Annotated in this window: 18 protein-coding genes; 13 read left to right on the forward strand and 5 right to left on the reverse strand. The window is 72.3% G+C overall.

The window, feature by feature from the left end; genetic code table 11:
- Positions 1 to 32 precede the first annotated feature (32 nt).
- Positions 33 to 1,013 carry a hypothetical protein gene (locus ACE3Q8_RS01235; protein ID WP_374468114.1) on the forward strand — a complete coding sequence of 327 codons (981 nt, stop codon included), beginning with the start codon at positions 33 to 35 and terminating at the stop codon, positions 1,011 to 1,013.
- A gap of 3 nt (positions 1,014 to 1,016) precedes the next feature.
- On the opposite strand, the gene ACE3Q8_RS01240 is transcribed toward ACE3Q8_RS01235, so the two are convergent.
- On the reverse strand, positions 1,017 to 1,976 hold the full coding sequence (locus tag ACE3Q8_RS01240) for an oxygenase MpaB family protein (protein ID WP_374468116.1): 960 nt from the start codon (positions 1,974 to 1,976) through the stop codon (positions 1,017 to 1,019).
- Positions 1,977 to 2,081: 105 nt separating this feature from the next.
- Between ACE3Q8_RS01240 and ACE3Q8_RS01245 the strand changes: the two genes are divergently transcribed.
- From ACE3Q8_RS01245 to ACE3Q8_RS01265, 5 genes are all read left to right on the forward strand, one after another.
- Positions 2,082 to 2,474 carry a VOC family protein gene (locus ACE3Q8_RS01245; RefSeq protein ID WP_374468118.1) on the forward strand — a complete coding sequence of 131 codons (393 nt, stop codon included), beginning with the start codon at positions 2,082 to 2,084 and terminating at the stop codon, positions 2,472 to 2,474.
- A gap of 4 nt (positions 2,475 to 2,478) precedes the next feature.
- The gene (locus ACE3Q8_RS01250) at positions 2,479 to 2,829 is read left to right on the forward strand and encodes a DUF2200 domain-containing protein (protein ID WP_374468120.1); all 351 of its coding nucleotides are present in this window, start codon (positions 2,479 to 2,481) and stop codon (positions 2,827 to 2,829) included.
- A gap of 93 nt (positions 2,830 to 2,922) precedes the next feature.
- Positions 2,923 to 3,999, forward strand: coding sequence for an HPP family protein (locus ACE3Q8_RS01255; RefSeq protein ID WP_374468122.1), 1,077 nt, complete (start codon positions 2,923 to 2,925; stop codon positions 3,997 to 3,999).
- Between the two features lie 82 nt (positions 4,000 to 4,081).
- Positions 4,082 to 6,094, forward strand: coding sequence for a sensor histidine kinase (locus ACE3Q8_RS01260; protein WP_374468124.1), 2,013 nt, complete (start codon positions 4,082 to 4,084; stop codon positions 6,092 to 6,094).
- A gap of 246 nt (positions 6,095 to 6,340) precedes the next feature.
- Positions 6,341 to 7,315: a S1C family serine protease gene (locus tag ACE3Q8_RS01265; RefSeq protein ID WP_374468126.1), complete on the forward strand. Its 975-nt coding sequence runs from the start codon at positions 6,341 to 6,343 to the stop codon at positions 7,313 to 7,315.
- Positions 7,316 to 7,348: 33 nt separating this feature from the next.
- Here ACE3Q8_RS01265 and ACE3Q8_RS01270 read toward each other — a convergent pair whose 3' ends face one another.
- On the reverse strand, positions 7,349 to 8,065 hold the full coding sequence (locus ACE3Q8_RS01270) for a DUF899 family protein (RefSeq protein WP_374468128.1): 717 nt from the start codon (positions 8,063 to 8,065) through the stop codon (positions 7,349 to 7,351).
- A 64-nt stretch (positions 8,066 to 8,129) separates the two neighbouring features.
- Complete coding sequence (locus ACE3Q8_RS01275) at positions 8,130 to 10,454, reverse strand: ATP-binding protein (RefSeq protein ID WP_374468130.1); 2,325 nt, start codon at positions 10,452 to 10,454, stop codon at positions 8,130 to 8,132.
- Positions 10,455 to 10,568: 114 nt separating this feature from the next.
- On the opposite strand from ACE3Q8_RS01275, the gene ACE3Q8_RS01280 reads away from it, so the two are divergent.
- The 6 genes from ACE3Q8_RS01280 to mmcB all read left to right on the forward strand — a co-directional run bounded on the left by ACE3Q8_RS01280 (position 10,569) and on the right by mmcB (position 14,842).
- Positions 10,569 to 11,147 carry a hypothetical protein gene (locus tag ACE3Q8_RS01280; protein ID WP_374468132.1) on the forward strand — a complete coding sequence of 193 codons (579 nt, stop codon included), beginning with the start codon at positions 10,569 to 10,571 and terminating at the stop codon, positions 11,145 to 11,147.
- On the forward strand, positions 11,140 to 11,553 hold the full coding sequence (locus ACE3Q8_RS01285) for a metallopeptidase family protein (protein ID WP_374468133.1): 414 nt from the start codon (positions 11,140 to 11,142) through the stop codon (positions 11,551 to 11,553). Before ACE3Q8_RS01280 ends, ACE3Q8_RS01285 begins: the two co-directional genes overlap by 8 nt.
- 142 nt (positions 11,554 to 11,695) lie before the next feature.
- A complete protein-coding gene (locus tag ACE3Q8_RS01290) occupies positions 11,696 to 12,823 on the forward strand; it encodes a ferritin-like domain-containing protein (protein ID WP_374468135.1) in 1,128 nt (375 codons plus the stop codon).
- A 168-nt stretch (positions 12,824 to 12,991) separates the two neighbouring features.
- On the forward strand, positions 12,992 to 14,113 hold the full coding sequence (locus ACE3Q8_RS01295) for a ferritin-like domain-containing protein (RefSeq protein WP_374468137.1): 1,122 nt from the start codon (positions 12,992 to 12,994) through the stop codon (positions 14,111 to 14,113).
- A 2-nt stretch (positions 14,114 to 14,115) separates the two neighbouring features.
- Positions 14,116 to 14,325, forward strand: a complete 210-nt coding sequence (locus ACE3Q8_RS01300; RefSeq protein WP_374468139.1) for a hypothetical protein — start codon at positions 14,116 to 14,118, stop codon at positions 14,323 to 14,325.
- Positions 14,326 to 14,371: 46 nt separating this feature from the next.
- Positions 14,372 to 14,842 carry a DNA repair putative endonuclease MmcB gene (mmcB, locus tag ACE3Q8_RS01305; protein WP_374468141.1) on the forward strand — a complete coding sequence of 157 codons (471 nt, stop codon included), beginning with the start codon at positions 14,372 to 14,374 and terminating at the stop codon, positions 14,840 to 14,842.
- A gap of 1 nt (position 14,843) precedes the next feature.
- On the opposite strand, the gene ACE3Q8_RS01310 is transcribed toward mmcB, so the two are convergent.
- Both ACE3Q8_RS01310 and ACE3Q8_RS01315 read right to left on the reverse strand, forming a co-directional pair.
- The gene (locus ACE3Q8_RS01310) at positions 14,844 to 15,401 is read right to left on the reverse strand and encodes an ActR/PrrA/RegA family redox response regulator transcription factor (protein WP_374468144.1); all 558 of its coding nucleotides are present in this window, start codon (positions 15,399 to 15,401) and stop codon (positions 14,844 to 14,846) included.
- A gap of 87 nt (positions 15,402 to 15,488) precedes the next feature.
- The gene (locus tag ACE3Q8_RS01315) at positions 15,489 to 16,880 is read right to left on the reverse strand and encodes an ActS/PrrB/RegB family redox-sensitive histidine kinase (RefSeq protein ID WP_374468146.1); all 1,392 of its coding nucleotides are present in this window, start codon (positions 16,878 to 16,880) and stop codon (positions 15,489 to 15,491) included.
- A gap of 49 nt (positions 16,881 to 16,929) precedes the next feature.
- Between ACE3Q8_RS01315 and ACE3Q8_RS01320 the strand changes: the two genes are divergently transcribed.
- Complete coding sequence (locus tag ACE3Q8_RS01320) at positions 16,930 to 17,547, forward strand: SCO family protein (protein ID WP_374468148.1); 618 nt, start codon at positions 16,930 to 16,932, stop codon at positions 17,545 to 17,547.
- Positions 17,548 to 17,570 lie beyond the last annotated feature (23 nt).

A 17,570-nucleotide genomic window follows, 5' to 3' on the forward strand; every position in this document is an offset into this window, starting at 1 on the left:
GGTTTCGGCGGGGCGGGGTTAGGCTTTGGGCCATGCCGAAGGGACAGGCGGCGCCGCCGCGACCGTATGGGGAGAGGCTGGCGGCCGTGCAGGCGGCGGTGCTGGCCAAGGTGGAGCGGGGCTGGACCGACGCCATGATCGGCGCGGAGCCGGGGCTGCCGGGCCGCGTGTCGATCTGGCGGTGGGCGAAGGCGGACCCGGAGGGGTTCGGGATGCGGCTGGCGGAGGCGCGGCGCTGGGGGCTGGGGCGGCGCTGGGAGGCGCAGGCGCCCTCCTGGGTGTTCGACGCGCGCAAGGCCGAGGCGTTGCTGGCCCGGGTGCGGGCGGGGGAGCTTGTGCCGGAGGCCTGCCGGGCGCTGGTGATCCAGGGTCGGCCCATGCTGGCCTCGTGGAGGCGCCAGCGGCCGGACTTCGCCGAGTCGTTCGCGGCGGCGAAGCGGGAGGCGCGGGGGCGGCGGAAGACGCGCTGGGCGAGGTACGACCCGGAGGAGGCCGACCGCATCCTGCTGCGGGTGATGCGCGGCGAGACCCTGGAGACGGTGCTGGCCGGACGCGGCGGGCCAGGCGTGCGGGCCATGCGGCGCTGGCGGCGCGAGGACCCGCTGTTCTCCGCGGCGCTGCGCAAGGCCATGGGGGCCGGGGCGCGGGTGCGCTGGGCGGCGGCCGAGGCGGCGGGGACGGGGCGCGGTCGCTGCACGCCGGACTTCATGGCGAAGGTGGAGGACCACATCCTCCGCGGCGGGTCGCTGCGCAGCGCGTCGCTGACCCTGGCCGGGTCGCCGCACTACGGGACGCTGTACGGCTGGATGAAGCGCAAGCCGCACTTCGCGGCCATGGTCGAGCAGGCCAAGGTGTGGCGCAACGAGGCCCTGCTGGACGAGATCGCCGAGGCGGCCATGGCGGTGACGCCGGGCAACCTGCGCGCCTCCCGGCGGCGGATCGGGCGGCTGAGCAAGCGCTACGGCGAGGTGAACAGCGGCCGGCCGCCGGCCTGGATGGGGACGCTGGAGTAGGGCCTAGGTGGCGGGCGCGGGGGCGGTCGTGCCGGGGGTCGCGCCGGCGGCGGCGAGCTCGGCCAGCTCGGCGGCGCGGCGCCGGGCGCGGGCCTCAGCGCTGTTGGTGAGCGCCCAGCGCATGCCGCCGCCGAGCGCGCGGACGCCGGCCCGGACGGTGGCGCGCCGGGCGGGCGACAGGCGGAAGCCATGCATCTGCGCCGCCCAGGCGGGCAGCAGGTCCTTGGCCGCGTCGAAGGTCAGCGCCATGGCCGGGGCGGCGGCGGCGCTGGGCGCGGGCTGCGACAGCAGGGCGGCGGCCACCGCCTGGGATCGCACGTCGGCGCGAAGCTGCGGGCGCACCGCCTCGAGGTAGGCGGCGATCCCGGCGCGGGTGGTCGGCACGTCGGTCGCGCCCAGGCGGCGGGCGATCTCGGCCACCTCGCCGTAGTAGCGGTCCTGCTCGGCCTCGGGGAAGGCCGGGTCGACGTAGCGGAGGTAGCCGGCCAGGAAGGAGCTGACCTCGGCCACGTGGACGAAGGTGAGCAGCTCCGGGTCGTCGGCGGCGTAGGGCGCGCCGTCGGGCAGGACGCCGGTCACGTGGGAATGGATGGTGCGGACCCGGTCGATCAGGCCCTGGGCCTCGGCGCGGTCGCCGTAGGTGGTGCCGGCGATGAACCGGGCGGTGCGCTGCAGCCGCCCGCGCATGTCGCGCCGGAAGTTGGAGTGGTCCCAGACGCCGGCCAGCGCGCCCGGGTGCAGCATCTGCAGGAAGAGCGCCGCGACGCCGCCGACCATCATGCCGGTGAGGTCGCCGTGCACCTTCCAGCAGGCGCTGTCGGGGCCGAACAGGCCGGTGTCGGCGCGGTTGCGCTCGACCGTGTCGTCGCCCGTGCCGCCCATCAGCTTGCGCACCTGGGCCACCACCGCGTTGCGGATCGGCCGGGGCGGCAGGGGCAGGGGCGGCGGGGGGCGGCTCGGCATCGGCGCACAAGATAGGACGCCGGCGCCGGGAGGGAAGGGCGGGCGCGTGGACGCCGGGCGGTTCGGCGCTATGGTCGCAGCGAAGGCGGCGAAGGGAGGTCAGCCATGCTCAATCACGTGATGGTCGGCTCGAACGACATCGAGCGGTCGAAGCGGTTCTACGACGCGGTGCTGGGGACGCTGGGGGCCGGCGAGCCGTTCCGCAACGTGGCGCCGAGCGGCCACACGCGGCTGTTCTACCGCCACGACGGCAGCAGCTTCTGCGTCAGCGAGCCGATCAACGGCGAGCCGGCCACCTGCGCCAACGGCGGCACCATCGGCTTCAAGTGCCAGTCGCCGGAGCAGGTGAAGGCGTTCCACGACATGGCGGTGGCCTACGGCGGGCTGTCGATCGAGGACCCGCCCGGCCCGCGCGACGGGGCGCTGGGGGTGATGCACCTGGCCTACGTCCGAGACCCGGACGGCAACAAGCTCTGCGCCATCTACCGGCCGGGCTGAGCCGATGGCCGGGCACCGGGTCTATTCGACGAGCGTCGCCAGCGTCTATCCGCACTATGTCGCCAAGGCGGAGAAGAAGGGGCGGACCAAGGCGGAGGTGGACGAGATCGTCCGTTGGCTGACCGGCTACAGCCAGGCGGCGTTCGAGGATCACCTGGCCCGCAAGACAAACTTCGAGGCCTTCTTCGGGGAGGCGCCGCGGCTGAACCCGGCGCGCGCCGAGATCAAGGGCGTGGTCTGCGGGGTGCGCGTCGAGGAGGTGGCCGAGCCGCTGATGCGGGAGATCCGCTACCTCGACAAGCTGATCGACGAGCTGGCCAGGGGCAAGGCGATGGAGAAGATCCTGCGGGCCTGAGGAGCGGGCCTCGCAGGGCTTGGAGGCTTTCTGGCTTGAACCGCCGGCCGCGGCCGGGCACCCACGGCCGCCATGTGGGGGAGCTTCAGGACCTTGCTGCGCGGGCCCGCGCCGATGCCGGCCCGCGACGCGATGCGGGTGGCGGCCGGCGCGCTGTTCGGCGTCGCCGCCTGCGGGCTGGCGGCCCGGATGCTGGCCGAGGGCCGGGCGAGCGGGCTGCCGCTGCTGGTGGCGCCGATCGGGGCCTCGGCGGTGCTTGTCTTCGCCCTGCCGGCCAGCCCGGTGGCCCAGCCGCGGGCGGTGATCCTCGGAAATGTGGTGGCGGCCCTGGTGGGCGTGGCCTGCGCGGCGGCGCTGCCGCACCCCGCGCTGGCGGCGGCGGTGGCCGTGGGGGCGGCGGTGCTGGCGATGGCGCTGCTCGGCTGCCTGCATCCGCCCGGCGGCGCGATCGCGCTGGGGGCGGCGCTGGCGGCCGGGTCGGGCGCGCCGCTGGACTATGCCTACGCCCTCGTGCCGGTCGGTCTGTGCTCGGCCCTGCTCGTGGCGGCGGGCGCGGCGTTCGGGCGGGTGAGCGGCCACGCCTATCCGCACCGGGCGCCGGCCAGGGTCCATCCGCACGGCACCCGCGACATTCCCCCGGACGAGCGGCTGGGCTACCGGGCCGAGGACCTGGACCGGGCGCTGGCGCAGTACGGCGAGCTGCTGGACGTCAGCCGCGAGGACCTCGACGCCCTGTTCCGCCAGGTGGAGCAGGCCGGGCGCGCGCGGCTGCCCTCGCGCATCCTGTGCGCCGACGTGATGTCGCGGGACCTGGTCTCGCTGGACCTGCGGCAGACCACCGAGAGCGCGCTCCTCTACCTGCAGAGGCACGACCTGCGCACCGCGCCGGTGCTGGACGCCGACGGCCGTGTGGTGGGCATGGCCCGCCGCGCCGAGCTGCTGGCGGCGCGCGGCCGCACGGTGGAGGCGGTGCTCGACCCCTTCGTGCACAAGGTGACGCCCGCGACGCCCATCGCGGCGCTGCTGCCGATCCTGTCCAGCGGCGCCGCGCACGAGGCCATGGTGGTGGATCCCGAGCGGCGGCTGGTGGGGATCGTCACGCAGACCGACCTGCTGGCCGTGCTCTACCGGGCGCACATCGTCGAAGCCGGGATCGGCGCAGCCGCCTAGGCCGCGGCAGGCGGCAAGATGCGCCTCGTACGGACGGATCGGGGCTGTTACTGCTGAGCCGTCGCCGGCGAGTCAGGGCCCCGTGAAGTCGCTCAGAAGCCAACTGGTCGCGCTCTCCACGCTCCTCGTGCTGCTGGTCACCGGGGCGGCGCTGATCATCGTGCGCCAGGTGGACCAGCTCGGCCAGGCGGCCAACGAGCGCCAGCTCCTCGACACCACCCGGGCGCTGTCGCTGGTGGTCGACGGGCAGTTGCAGAGCTACCGCGGCATGCTGTTGGCCCTGCGCAGCTCGCCGGCCGTGGAGCGGCGCGCCTGGGCGGAGGTCGACGCGCAGGCCCGCGCCGTGCTCTCCAGCCGCGACGCCTGGATCGTGGTCGGCGACCGCAGCGGCCGGCAGCTCGTCAACACACGACTCCCGCGCGGCGCGCCCCTGCCGAGCGGCCCGCCGCCGCAGATCTTCGACGTGCTCGACCGGGGCGAGAGCCGGGTGTGCAACCTGGCCGAGGGGTTCGTCGAGCGGCACATCCTCTGCGTCGACGTGCCGGTGATCGAGAACGGGCGCGCCGCCTATTACCTCTCCGTCGTCTTCCGGCCCGAGGCGCTTGACGCCCTGCTGCCGCCGCGAGTGCTGGGCGAGCACCGGCTGGGGGTGATCGTCGACCGCAGCGGCCGGGTCGCCTGGCGCAGCGTCGGGCGCGAGCGCTTCCTGGGGGCGCCGGCGACGCCCGACCTGCTGGCGGCGATCCGTGCGGCGCCGGAGGACATCATCCGCAGCCGCTCCCTGGAAGGCACGCCAACCCTGGGCGCATTCAGCCGTTCGCCGCTGTCGGGCTGGACTTTCGTGGTGGGGGTGCCGGAGCGCGAGATCGCCGCACCGCGCCTGCGGGCGGCCTGGTACGGCCTCGGGGCGAGCGCCCTCTTCCTGGCCCTGGCCGCGGCCGCCGCCGTCCTCATGGGCCGGCGCCTTGGCCGCGCCATCGGACGGCTGACGGCGGCGGCGGCGCAGATCGGGACGAGCGCCGAACCCAGCTACGAGCCGAGCGGCCTGATGGAGGTGGACGAGGTCGGCCGGGCCCTCGAGACGGCGGTGCGCCAGCGGGACGCCACCCAGGAGAGCTTCCGCCTCGCCCAGGAGGTCGGCGGCATCGGCGCCTGGGAATGGGACCTCGCGAGGGACGAGGGGACCGTCTCGGAGACTTATCGCGAGATGCATGGCCTGCCGCCCGGCGGGCCGTTGCGCCTACCGCAGGTGCTCGAGAAGATCCATCCGGAGGACAGGGCCGGCTACCTCGAGCGGCTGGAGCGGGCGCGCAAGACCGCGGCCCCGTCGACCAACGAATACCGGGTGGTGCGGCCGGACGGCTCGATCCGTTGGCTCTACGCCAAGGGCCGGCCGGTGTTCGGTCCCGACGGCCGGGCCCGCCGGGCGCTGGGCGTGGTCATCGACCTCACCGAGCGGCGCGAGGCGGAGGACCGGCTACGGCTGCTGATGCGCGAGGTGGACCACCGGGCGAACAACCTGATGGCGGTGGTGCAGGGGGCCGTGACGCTCAGCCAGGCGGACGATCCCGCGGCGCTGCGGCGCGTCATCCTCGGCCGGGTCGAGGCGCTGGCCCGCGCCCACCAGCTTCTCGCCGCCTCGCGCTGGACCGGCGCTGACCTGCGCACCCTGGTGGAGGAGGAGGTGGCGGCCTTCGTGCACGGGGAGGACCAGCAGCGGGTGGCCATCTCCGGCGAGCCGCTGCCGCTGTCTCCGGCCGCCGCGCAGGGGATCGCCATGGCGCTGCACGAGCTGACCACCAACGCCGTCAAGCACGGCGCGCTCAGCTCGCCGGCCGGCCGGGTGGAGGTGGCCTGGGTGGTGACGGCCGGGGAGCTTCGGCTGTCCTGGACAGAGACCGGCGGGCCGGCGGTGACCGCCCCCTCCCGCCGCGGCTTCGGCGCCACCCTACTGCAGCGGGCGCTGGGCGGCGGCATCGGCGGCCGGACGGAGCTCGACTGGCGGCCCGGCGGGCTGGTCTGCAGCCTGGTCGTGCCGCTGCACAGCCATGGAAACGAGCCGGACCAGGCGGCCGGCGCCGCCGAGACCGAGTAGCCTAGCGGTGCTGCCGCAGCCAGACGATCGGCCCTCAGGATCGCGAAGTTGAAGGCGGCGACCACCGCGTCGCTGGTCACGTCCCGGCCCATGTCGTGCGTCCGCAGGTCATTCCAGGAGGCTGGGGATCGCGCGCGCGGCGTCAGCGGCCGCGCGCGCCGCGGCGGCCGCCGTTCGCTTAGGATAAGATGGCTTGTGCAACCGCGGCCGCCTTCCGAGATATTGGGAGAGTTGAGGAGATGCGAGTTGGCGCAGCCATTCGACGGCTATGAGGTGGATGTGGCCCTGCGCCCGGAGGCGCGGGCCTACGGCTTCGACCTGGACCGGGCGCTGTCGTCCGTGGTGGCGCTGGAGGCGCGCGTGCCGCCCGACGCCTTCACCGCCGGCGTGCTCGGCGCCCAGCGGCTGGGCAATGGGATCGTAGTGGGCACGAACGGGCTGGTGCTGACCATCGGCTACCTTATCACCGAGGCCGAGGAGGTCGTGCTGACGCTCGGCGACGGCGCGCGCGTGCCGGCCCACCCGCTGGGGGTCGACGCGGTGACCGGCTTCGGCCTGGTGCAGGCGCTCGAGCCGCTCGACCTGCCGGCCCTGCCGCTGGGCGACTCCCGTCAGCTCAGGCCGGACGCGCCGGTGGTGATCGCCGGCGCCGGCGGCCGGGCGCACGCCGCCGCCGGCCAGGTGCTCACCCGCATGCCGTTCGCGGGCTACTGGGAATACCTGCTGGACGACGCGCTGATCACCGAGCCCGGCCACCCGCACTGGAGCGGCGCGGCGCTGATCGGGCCAAAGGGCGACCTGGTGGGCGTCGGCTCCCTGAGCCTCGAGCGGACGAGCCGCGAAGGGCCGAAGCCGATCAACATGTTCGTGCCGATCGAACTCCTGCCGCCGATCCTGGACGACCTGGCCCGCGGCCAGGCGCCGTTCGCGCCGCGGCCGTGGCTGGGCGTCTTCGCCCAGGAGATCGAGGACCACGTCATCGTGGTGGGGGTCAATCCGCAGAGTCCGGCCCAGCGGGCCGAGCTGAAGGCCGGCGACCTGATCCTTGCGGTGGCCGGTGAGCCGGTCTCCGATCTGGCGGAGTTCTACAAGGCGCTCTGGGCGCTCGGCCCCGCAGGCGCGGTCGTGCCCCTGACCCTGGCGCGCGAGGGCGACGTCTTCGAGGTGGAGGTCCGCTCGGCCGACCGCTCCAAGCTGCTGAAGAAGCCGCGGACGAACTGACGTCTCCCTCCCCTAGAGAGGGGAGGGAAAAGCTCAGTAGGACAGCCTCGGGTACCAGCCGTCCGGACGGCCCTCGGGCGTCATGTCGAGGATGGTCCAGAGCGCGGCGGGGTCGGGCGCGCCGCGGGGGTCCTGGCCGGGATCGGCGGTCTCGCCGCCCATCTCGCCCGACCAGAAGTGCCGGAGCGCGCCGTCGCGCCGGGTGAACACGTTGATGCTGGCCCAATCCTCGCGGCCGTCGGGGCTGACGCCCTTCCAGTCCTTCGAGTAGGCGTCGGTGAGATCGCGGTAGAGGCGGACCGCCTGCCAGCCGCGGGCCTGCTTCCAGGCCTTGAGCTTGTCCATGGGCGCGCGGGCGATGAACACCAGGGAGGCGTGCTGGTCGACATCCTGGGCGTTGCCGTCCCAGGCGTTGATCAGGTTGGTGCACATGGGGCAGGGCTGCGCGCGGTCCGGGCCGTACATGGCCGAGTAGGCGACCAGGGTGGCCTTGTCGCCGAACAGGCCGGCGAGGTTGGTCTGCGTCCCGTCCTCGGCCTCGAACCGGTAGCGCTCGCCGTCGACAGGCGCACCCGGCGGCAGCCGGCGGCGCTGCTCGGCCACGCGGGCCAGGTGGCGGCGAAGCTCGATCTCCTCGGCCAGCAGGGCGGTCCGGGCGGCGCGGTAGGCGTCGCTCTCGCCGGGAATTGTCCAGGCGGCGCGCCTGGCGAGTTCGGTGGCGGGGATAAGCGTCGGGTCGGGCGCGGTCACGGTCGGCCTCCTCTGGCTTTGGCATCCGACCCCAAGGACGCACGACCCTGCCGGAAACCGACAATCAGACCAGCAGGCCGAGCTCCGGCTGGGCGGCGGCGGCGTGCGCCTCCTCGGGGAGGTGGCAGGTGAAGGTGGCGCCCGCGCCGGGCTCGCTCTCCAGGGCCACCCAGCCGCCGTGCAGCTCGGTGAGCGCCTTGACCAGCGCCAGGCCCAGGCCGGGTCCGCCGCGCTCCCGGCCGATGAACCGGTCGAAGATGTGCGCCTGGACGTGGAAGGGGATGCCACGGCCAGTGTCCGACACCTGAAGCTGGATCTCGCCCAGGGCCTTTCGCGCCGCGATGGTGACCACGCCGTCGGCGGGCGTCTGGCCGAGCGCGTTCTCCACCAGATGGTCGAGGATCTGGCGCAGCCGGCGCGCGTCGCCGCGGATGACGCCGAGGTTCTCGGCGGGCTCGACCACCAGCGACACCCGGGCGGCCTCGGCCTCCTTCTGCCAGTGGGCGGCCACGGCGAGCAGCAGGTCGGAGACGCGGACGTCCTCGAGGTCGAGGGCCATCTCCTCGGCGTCGATCTGGGCCATGTCGAGCACGTCGTCGATGGAGCGGGCGAGCTGGGTGGCCGCCGACTTCACGGCCGCCGCATGGGCGCGGCCGCGTTCCGAGAGGCCATCGCCGGAGCGCTCCAGCAGCTCGGAGTAGCCGATGATGGTGGTGAGCGGGGTCCGCAGCTCGTAGGAGACGTTGCCCACGAAGTCGCGCTTCAGGCGCTCGGCCTCGGCCAGGGCTGCCTCCTTGGCGGCGAGCGCGCCCTCGAGCTTGCGGGCGTCGGTGACGTCGGTGAAGGCGATGAGCGTCGCGCCGTCGGGCAGGGGGCGCGACTGGTAGGCGACGATGCGGCTGTCGGAGGTCTTCACCTCGCCCGTCATGGGGGCCCGCGCCGTGGGATCGGGGTCGGCCACCCGGCCCTTCAGCTCGCGCCAGAAGCCCATGTCGTGCAGCTTGGGCACGCAGAGCTCGACCACGCCCTCGAAGTCGCCGGCCGCCTCGAGCTGCTGCGGGCGGATGTGCCAGAAGCGCTCGAAGGCCTCGTTGTGCAGCCGGAGCCGGCCGTCCGAGCCGAACACGGCGACGGCGTCGTTCAGCTTGTCGAGGGTGGCCTTCTGGACCTGGATCAGCGCGTTGTACTGCGCCTTCAGCTTCAGCTCGCCGGTGATATCGGAGAACAGGACGAGCAGGCCGCCCATCGGGTGCGGCTGGCGCACGACCTTCAGCGTGCGGCCGTCGGGCAGGCTCCAGAGGTCGTCGGCGGCGGGGCCGAGCTGTTCGTAGCGCTCGAGCTCGGCGGCCTTCCACTTCCCGTAGTCGGCTGTCTCGGGCAGGCGCCGGCGCTGGCGCAGGCGGTCGAGGATCTCACCGTGGTTCGGCTGCTCGCCGAGCCACGCGGGCTCCAGACCCCAGAGCTCGGCGAAGGCGGTGTTGTGGAAGATCAGCTTCTTGCCCTGGCTGAACACGGCCACCGCCTCGGCGATGTGGTTCAGGGTCTCGTCGTGCGCCTCGACGTTGCGCTTGAGGACCTCGCGCATCTCCTCGAGCTCGGTGACGTCGTCCGTCCAGACGCCGACGCCGCCGCCTTCCAGCGGCTGGGCGGCGATGCGGAAGGCGCGACGGCGACCGGCCACGGTGGACCAGCGCACCGCCTCCCGGCGCTGGCCCAGGTTGGCGGCCTCCGAGGCGATGGCGTCCGCGGCCTTGTCGAAGGCGACGCCCCGGGCCGCCGCGTCATCCAGGCTCTGGGCGTCGGCGGCCTCCAGCCAGGCCTTGTTGACCCAGATGGGCGAGCCGTCGGCGGCGGCGATCCAGGCCGGGCAGGGGCGCGTGCTCAGGAAGGCGGCGAAGCGGGGCGCGGTGGGCAGGCCGGCGTCCTGGCCGATCACCCCGGAGAGCCGCAGCCAGGCGAGCGCGCCGGCGGCCCGGCCCTCGACGGTGACGGCGCCCTTCGCTCCCTGGACTTCGAAGGCGCAGGCCTCGCCACGCTCGAACAGGGCGCGCAGGCGGCGCGCGTGGTCGGGGTCGGCGCGCATCAGGGCGTTGACCAGCCCCTGGGGATCGGCCTCGGCGAAGCCCAGCGCCTCGGCGCAGGTGATCAGGCTCTCCTCGCCGGAAGCCAGCATGGCGTGGCCGTCCTCGACGGCGAGCAGGGCGGAGTCGAAGGCCTCGGCGGAGGCCTGGGCCGCCTCGGCGCGGACCTCGATCTGGTGGAGCCGCTCGGCGAGTTCGGCCACGTGGGCCTGGGCGTGTCGGCGCTGGGCCAGCGCCCATAGCACGGCGCAGATGGCGAGCGACACGGCGCCGGCCGCGGCTGCTAGGATCAGTTGGTCCGCGCTCACCCTGAACTCCGAATCACCCCCCTGGAGATTACGTCGGCTCGCCCTGCGGCGCACCGGGCTTGCCTTCCGGTGGGCGCGTTTCGTGCTTACGTCTTTTGCCGCATGATCAGGGACATGACCGCCATTCAGTACCCGGTGGCCGCCAATGCGGAGCTCGCCCTCTCTCAGCCCATGGGGCGGGCGGCGCGCGAGCGCGAGGCCCGCGCGCTGGCCAAGGAGGCGGTGGTGTTCACCACCGATCCGGTGGGGCCGGCCTTCGCCACCCGCGAGGCGGCGCTGGACGCCTACAAGGGCCGGGTGGACGACGAGCGCGGCGGGGCCGCGCCGGCGCCGGAGGACCGCTTCTGCCGGCTGGCCGAGCAGATCGTCGCCGAGCGGGGCAAGGCGGCCCGGCTGCCCCCCGTCTCGCCCACCTACGAGAACGGCCGCCGCTGGCCCGAGCCGCCGGCCGAGCCGCCCCGCACCGCTTGGCGGCTGATGGTCAGCTACTGGCGGATCGCCACCGCCGAGCGACCGATCGAGGCGCCGCAGGCGCGGCAGGCCCGCCGCGGCAAGCAGGCGCTCGACCCCGCCACCCTGAAAGCCATCGCCCGCGCGCCCCTTCGGCCCGTGGAGCCGCAGCAGCCGCTGGACATCGGCCTGTTCGAGGTCCGGCCCCCGGAGGCCCCGCATATCGTGATGCCCGATGAGTGAGCCCGCGAGCCGGTTCGGCAAGGCGCCGTCCCTCGACGACCTGGCCGCCCTGGCCGAGGCGGCGTTCGAGGCCCTGCCCGAGGGCTTCCGCCGGCTCGCCGGCGAGGTGCTGTTCCAGGTCCACGACTTTGCCGACGAGGAGACTCTGGCGGCGCTCGGGATGGAGGACCCGTTTGAGCTGACCGGCCTGTACCACGGGGTCGACCTCACCCAGCGCTCGGTGATGGACCCGAACCCGCACCCCTCGATGGTCTTCCTCTACCGCCGGCCGATCCTCGACGAGTGGGCGGATAACGGCGAGGTGACCCTGGAGGAGCTGGTCAGCCACGTGCTGGTGCACGAGATCGGCCATCATTTCGGGCTGTCGGACGACGACATCGACGCGATCGAGGCGGCGGCCGGCTGACGGCCGGCGCCTCTCGGGGGCGGGTGGATCATCTGCAAAGATGACGCTTGCGTCATTTTCCTTGACGGAACGCCGATCGCCTCTCAAGCTAACCACTTCTGAGACGGGTCGAAGAACGCCCGCGAGGGTGAGGAGAGAAGCGATGGCCGCCGACGGCAACATCACCAAGGACATCATCTACGACGCCGTGGCGCCGGACGACTTCGAGTCGATGCTCGAGCTCGACCGCTACAACGCCCGCTCCACGGCCTTCGACAAGATCATCAGCGCGACCCACGACCACTTCTGGGATCCGCTCGACCCGAAATACATCGACTTCTCCGAGCCGTTCGACATGGAGAACCAGATGATTCTGCCGGAGAAGATGATCGGGGCGCTCCGGCTCGACTACGTCAACGAGGTGCTGGGCACCGAGAAGCGCCGCATCGCCTTCGCCAACGCCCAGACGCTGCGGACCTTCTCCTCGATCCTGCACGGCGAGCAGGGCGCGCTGAACCTGTCGGCCAGCCTCTGCCACGTGCTGAAGGACCAGGGCGCGCAGGAGTACGCCGCGAACCAGACCCGCGAGGAAGCCCGCCACGTCACGGCTTTCGCCAAGTACATCAAGGCGCGCTGGGGCCGGCCGGTGGAATGCGGCCCGGTGCTCAAGAACCTGCTGGTGGAGATCATCGGCTCGCCGGAGGTCTACAAGAAGATCATCGGCATGCAGATGCTGGTGGAAGGTCTGGCCATGGGCGCCTTCGCCACCATCTTCAACGAGACCAACGACCCGCTGGCGAAGAAGCTGACCCAGCTCGTGATGACCGACGAGGCCTTCCACCACAAGTTCGGGAAGATCTGGGCCGACCGGACCATCCCGCACCTGACGGAGAAGGAACACGAGATCATCGAGATGTGGGCGGCGCACTGCTTCCAGACGCTGCTCTTCAACCTCGTCGCACCCACCCAGAACGTCAGCCTCTACGAGGAGTTCGGCCTCGACCCGCAGCGGGTGATCGAGGAGATGGGCAAGCTCGTCAGCGACGAGACCCGCCGCCAGGACATGAAGGAAGCCACCAACATCTTCCGGGTGCTGGTGAAGACGCTGGTCAACGCCGGCATCGTGACCGACCGCACCAAGGCCTTCTACGCCACCTACGTGGACATGGACGAGCTGAAGTCCGAGGGCGAGAAGATGGTCGGCGACGACATCGCCGAGGAGGGGATCAAGTACCTCCAGGAGATCAACTTCAAGGACAAGGCCAAGCAGATCCTGATCGCGGCCGAATAGCTCTCTCTACTGTCGAGTGTCACTCGCGCCCGCCGGGGAGACCCGGCGGGCGTTCTTGTGCCCGAGGGGCGTCGAACGGCGTTTGACGGCCGGCGCTTGCGGGCGGACACTGCGCTCCAGCGCCACGAGATCCGCGGCAGACCGGCCGGGCGCGGGAGGAAACGCGCCATGGCCGACGGCAACATCACCAAGGACGTCATGTACGGCGCGGTGGCGCCGGACGACTTCGAGTCCCTGCTGGAGCTGGATCGCTACAACGCCAGGTCCACGGCGTTCGACAAGATCATCAGCGCCACCCACGACCACTTCTGGGATCCGCTCGACCCGAAATACATCGACTTCTCCGAGCCGTTCGACCTCGAGCACGAGGCGATGATGCCGGAGGAGCAGGTGCCTTTCCTGCGTCTGCCCTACGTGGACGAGAGCCTGCGGGACCCAAAGATGCGGGTGGCCTTCATCAACCACCTGCAGCTTCGCAACTTTTCCTCGATCCTGCACGGGGAGCAGGGGGCGCTGAACCTGTCGGCCAGCCTCTGCCACGTGCTGAAGGACCAGGGCGCCCAGGAGTACGCCGCGAACCAGACCCGCGAGGAGGCCCGCCACGTCACCGCCTTCGCCAGGTACGTGAAGGCCCGCTGGGGCCGGCCGGTGGAGTGCGGCGCGGCCCTGAAGGCGCTGCTGGTGGAGATCATCGAGGCGCCGGAGGTCTACAAGAAGATCGTCGGCATGCAGATGCTGGTGGAGGGCCTGGCCATGGGCGCCTTCGCGCACGGCTACCGGCACAACCGCGACCCGCTGGCCCGCAAGCTGTTCCAGCTCGTGATGACGGACGAGGCCTTCCACCACAAGTTCGGGAAGATCTGGGCCGACCGGACCATCCCGCAGCTCAGCGAGGCGGAGCGGAACCTGGTGGAGGACTGGACCGCCCACTGCGCCCAGAAGCTGCTGTTCGACCGCGGCGCGCCGAACCAGATGGCCGAGCTGTTCGGGACCTACGGCATGGATCCCGAGCGGGTGGTCGCCGAGATCGTCCAGCGGCGGAAGGAGCGCGACCCGAACCGGCGCTACCGCAGCGACACCAACGTGTTCCGGGTGCTCATCAAGACGCTGCTGAAGGCCGGGCTGATCACCGAGCGGACGCGCAGCTTCTACGCCATGTACGTGGACCTCGACGAACTCGCCGGCGAGGGCGACCGGATGGTCGGCGACGACATCGCCGAGGACGGGATCCGCTACCTGCAGGAGATCAACTTCAAGGACCGGGCGACCCTGGCGCCCGCGGCGGAGTGAGCGTGAGGATCGTCCTCTTCGTCCTCGGCAGCCTCGCGCTCTATCTGGCGGTCCGGACGCTCAGGACGGCCAGCCAGGGGCGGATCACCTGGATCAACACCGTGCGCTGGGCCGAGCGGCCGGGCCTGTTCTGCCTCTACGTCTCGCTGTCGTTCTTCCTGCTGGTGGCGGGCGTGTTCACCGTCAGCCGTGCGATAAGCGGTCTCACCTGACGCGGCGCAGCTTGCGTCGGGAACGAAGGCGGAACAGTGTGCGGCCATGGACGTGTCCGTCACCACCGTCTCGGTCACCACGGTCGTCAGCCGGCCGGAGACCACCGCCCAGGTCACCCGCGGCGCCGCCCGACTGCTGACCGCGCTCGGCTATGCGCCGCTCGCCGAGGTGACCCTGCCGAACGGCCGCCGCGCCGACCTGATGGCGCTCGGGCCCAAGGGCCAGATCTTCATCGTCGAGGTGAAGAGCTCGGTGGAGGACTTCCGCACCGACGGGAAGTGGCACGAGTACCAGCCCTATTGCGACGCCTTCGCCTTCGCCGTCGCGCCGGAGTTCCCGCGCCAGATCCTGCCGGAGGAGCCCGGGCTGATCGTCGCCGACGGCTTCGGCGGCGCGGTGCTGCGCGAGGCGCCGGTGGCGGCGCTCGCCGGCGCGCGGCGCAAGGCGCTGACGCTGGCGTTCGGCCGGCTGGCGGCCATGCGGGCCGCCGGCGTGCAGGTGACGGCGCTGGAGTAGGCTAACGCGGGGCGCGCTTGGCGAGGATCCGCTGCAGCGTGCGCCGGTGCATGTTGAGCCGCCGGGCCGTCTCCGAGACGTTGTGGTTGCAGAGCTCGTAGACGCGCTGGATGTGCTCCCACCGCACGCGGTCGGCGCTCATCGGATTCTCGGGCGGCGGCGGGGCCGCGTCGCCGCGGGCCAGCAGGGCGCGGGCCACGTCGTCGGCGTCGGCAGGCTTGGAGAGGTAGTCCACCGCCCCGGCCTTCACCGCCTGTACGGCGGTGGCGATGTTGCCGTAGCCGGTGAGCATGATGATCTTGGCGTCGGGCCGGGCCTCGCGCACCGCCTCCACCACCTTCAGGCCGGTGCCGTCCTCCAGCCGCATGTCGAGCACTGCGAAGGCTGGCGGGCGGGCCTTCACCGCCGTGAGCGCCTCCGAGACGCTGCCCACCAGGGTGGGCTCGAAGCCTCGTTGCTCCAGCGCCCGCCCGAGCCGCGTCCGGAGCGGAGCATCGTCATCCAGCACCAGCAGCGTCCGGTCGGGAAGAGCGGCGACCTCGGCGGAAAGATCGGTCATTCAACAACCCCTCGCGGGGGCTCCCTCTACTAGGGCGTGCGGCAAGCTGTCGCACCAACGCACCTTCCGGCAAGTTGGGCTGCGTCGTCAACCGGCGCCCACCTCAATGCGCGATCGGGGCCAGCGAGCGGATACAACCGCGCCGCGAGGCCTCCCGTTCTGAAACGTCACAACCGCCCCGGTTCGTTCCAACAGGGTCTTCGAGATGAAGAATCCCAGTCCCATGCCCACGTGGCCGGTGCGGCCGCCCTCAACTCCTGGGCGAGAGGTTACATACGGTTCGCCGAGCTTGGCCAGGATCTCCGGCGCGAAGCCCGGGCCGTCGTCGCGCACCTCGATCGAGACGCTCTCGGCGTCGAAACGGGCCGAGACCAGAACCTCCGACGTGGCGAAGTCGACGGCGTTCTCCACGAACGAGGTCATGGCATGGGTGATCTCGGGCAGCCGCCAGATGTCGGGGGTCTTCACGCCGGGCGCGCCGGAGACGATCGCCTCCACCCGGACGCCCTTCACCGCCGCATGCGGCTCGATGACCTCGTGGACGAGCTGGCGCAGGCTCATGCGCTCGTGGACCTCGTCGGTGGCCTGGTCCGGGGTCTCGGACAGCCGCTTGAGGATCTCGCGGCAACGCTCGGCCTGGCTCATCAGCAGCTCGGCGTCCTCCTTCACCTGCGGGGTGGGCGCCTCGCGGGCCATCTCCTTGGAGACGATGGAGATGGTGGCCAGCGGCGTGCCGAGCTCGTGGGCGGCGGCGGCGGCCAGGGCGCCCAGCGCCGAGAGCCGCTGCTCACGGGCCAGCACCGCCTGGGTCATGTCGAGGGCCAGGGCCATCCGCGCGCTCTCCTCCGCCGCCTGGCGGACGTAGCCGGCGATCAGCGCGACGCCGGCGATGTTCGCGATGGCCGCGCCGATCCGGTAGGCCTCCGGCAGCACGTTCTGCACGCCCGGCGGGTCGGGCAGCGGCATGTAGACGAAGGCCAGCAGCACGGAGATCGCCGCCGACAGGGCGCCGAGCGTCGCCACCGGCCAGGCCGGCAGGGTGGCGGCGGCGAGCGTCACCGGCGCGATCAGCAGCAGGACGAAGGGATTGGCGGCGCCCCCGGTCAGGTAGACCAGCGCCCCGATCTGCAGCAGGTCGAGGGCGAGCTGGCCGGTGGCCTCGCGATCGCCGAACACCCGCTGGCCGGGGGAGGCGACACCGGTGAGCAGGTTGATCCAGGCGCCGGCCCCGATCACCGCGAAGCACAGCGGGTAGGGCGCCTGGAAGCCGAAACCTAGGCCCACGACCAGCAGCAGGAGGATCTCGCCGGCGATCACCAGCCAGCGCAGCGTGACCAGGGTCCGGACACGGAGCTGGCTGCGGCGGACGCCGAAGCTCGCGGGCTCGGCCTCGGGCGCGCCTTGCGCCGGCGGGGCGCCGGTCTTATCGAGGTCCACGGGCTTCAGCGCCTTTGGCGCAGGGGTCCGAATGCTCGCCATGGCTCAGCGCCGCGCATCGTGCGCCGGGCGGGCCGCCAGGAAAGCCGACATGGGCCGCCGCACCCTCGCCGTCATCGCGCTGCTCGCGCTCGCCTTCGCCATCCTCACCGGCCTCGCTGTCCGCTCGGGGATCCTCAGCACCCGCCCGCAGCAGCAAACCGCCGCCGTGGGCGGCCCGTTCCAACTGACGGACCAATCCGGACGCACCGTCGACCAGCGGCTGCTGAAGGGCAAGTGGAGCGCGGTCTTCTTCGGCTTCACCCACTGCCCGGACGTCTGCCCGACGACCATGTTCGCGCTGGGCGGGGCGGAGAAGGTCCTGGGCCGCGACGCCGAGGACTTTCAGACGGTGCTGATTACGGTCGATCCGGAGCGCGACAACGTCCAGCAGATGGCCGCCTACCTGGCCAACCCGGCCTTCCCGAAGCAGGCCTGGGGCCTCACCGGCGCCCCCGAGCAGGTCGCCGCCGCGGCCAAGGCCTACCACGTCTACTACCGGAAGAACGGGGAGGGGCCGGACTACGTGGTCGACCACTCCACCATCACCTACCTGATGAACCCGAAGGGGGAGTTCGCCTGCGTCCTGCGCCACGGCCTGTCGCCCGACGAGATCGCCCAGAAGGTGCGTGCGGCGATGAAGCAGGGCTCCGGCGCGACCTCCTGCTGAGCCCTTAGGCTGCGTCACGCTGC

It is taken from the genome of Phenylobacterium sp. (genome assembly GCF_041913825.1).
GTDB lineage: Bacteria > Pseudomonadota > Alphaproteobacteria > Caulobacterales > Caulobacteraceae > Phenylobacterium.

Coding starts and splice junctions, on each gene's coding strand:
- ACE3Q8_RS01295 (WP_374468137.1), top strand. CDS start 12,992: ATGGCCGACGGCAACATCACCAAGGACGTCATGTACGGCGCGGTGGCG.
- ACE3Q8_RS01310 (WP_374468144.1), bottom strand. CDS start 15,401: ATGACCGATCTTTCCGCCGAGGTCGCCGCTCTTCCCGACCGGACGCTG.
- ACE3Q8_RS01250 (WP_374468120.1), top strand. CDS start 2,479: ATGGCCGGGCACCGGGTCTATTCGACGAGCGTCGCCAGCGTCTATCCG.
- ACE3Q8_RS01240 (WP_374468116.1), bottom strand. CDS start 1,976: ATGCCGAGCCGCCCCCCGCCGCCCCTGCCCCTGCCGCCCCGGCCGATC.
- mmcB (WP_374468141.1), top strand. CDS start 14,372: ATGGACGTGTCCGTCACCACCGTCTCGGTCACCACGGTCGTCAGCCGG.
- ACE3Q8_RS01245 (WP_374468118.1), top strand. CDS start 2,082: ATGCTCAATCACGTGATGGTCGGCTCGAACGACATCGAGCGGTCGAAG.
- ACE3Q8_RS01280 (WP_374468132.1), top strand. CDS start 10,569: ATGACCGCCATTCAGTACCCGGTGGCCGCCAATGCGGAGCTCGCCCTC.
- ACE3Q8_RS01290 (WP_374468135.1), top strand. CDS start 11,696: ATGGCCGCCGACGGCAACATCACCAAGGACATCATCTACGACGCCGTG.
- ACE3Q8_RS01315 (WP_374468146.1), bottom strand. CDS start 16,880: ATGGCGAGCATTCGGACCCCTGCGCCAAAGGCGCTGAAGCCCGTGGAC.
- ACE3Q8_RS01235 (WP_374468114.1), top strand. CDS start 33: ATGCCGAAGGGACAGGCGGCGCCGCCGCGACCGTATGGGGAGAGGCTG.
- ACE3Q8_RS01320 (WP_374468148.1), top strand. CDS start 16,930: ATGGGCCGCCGCACCCTCGCCGTCATCGCGCTGCTCGCGCTCGCCTTC.
- ACE3Q8_RS01285 (WP_374468133.1), top strand. CDS start 11,140: ATGAGTGAGCCCGCGAGCCGGTTCGGCAAGGCGCCGTCCCTCGACGAC.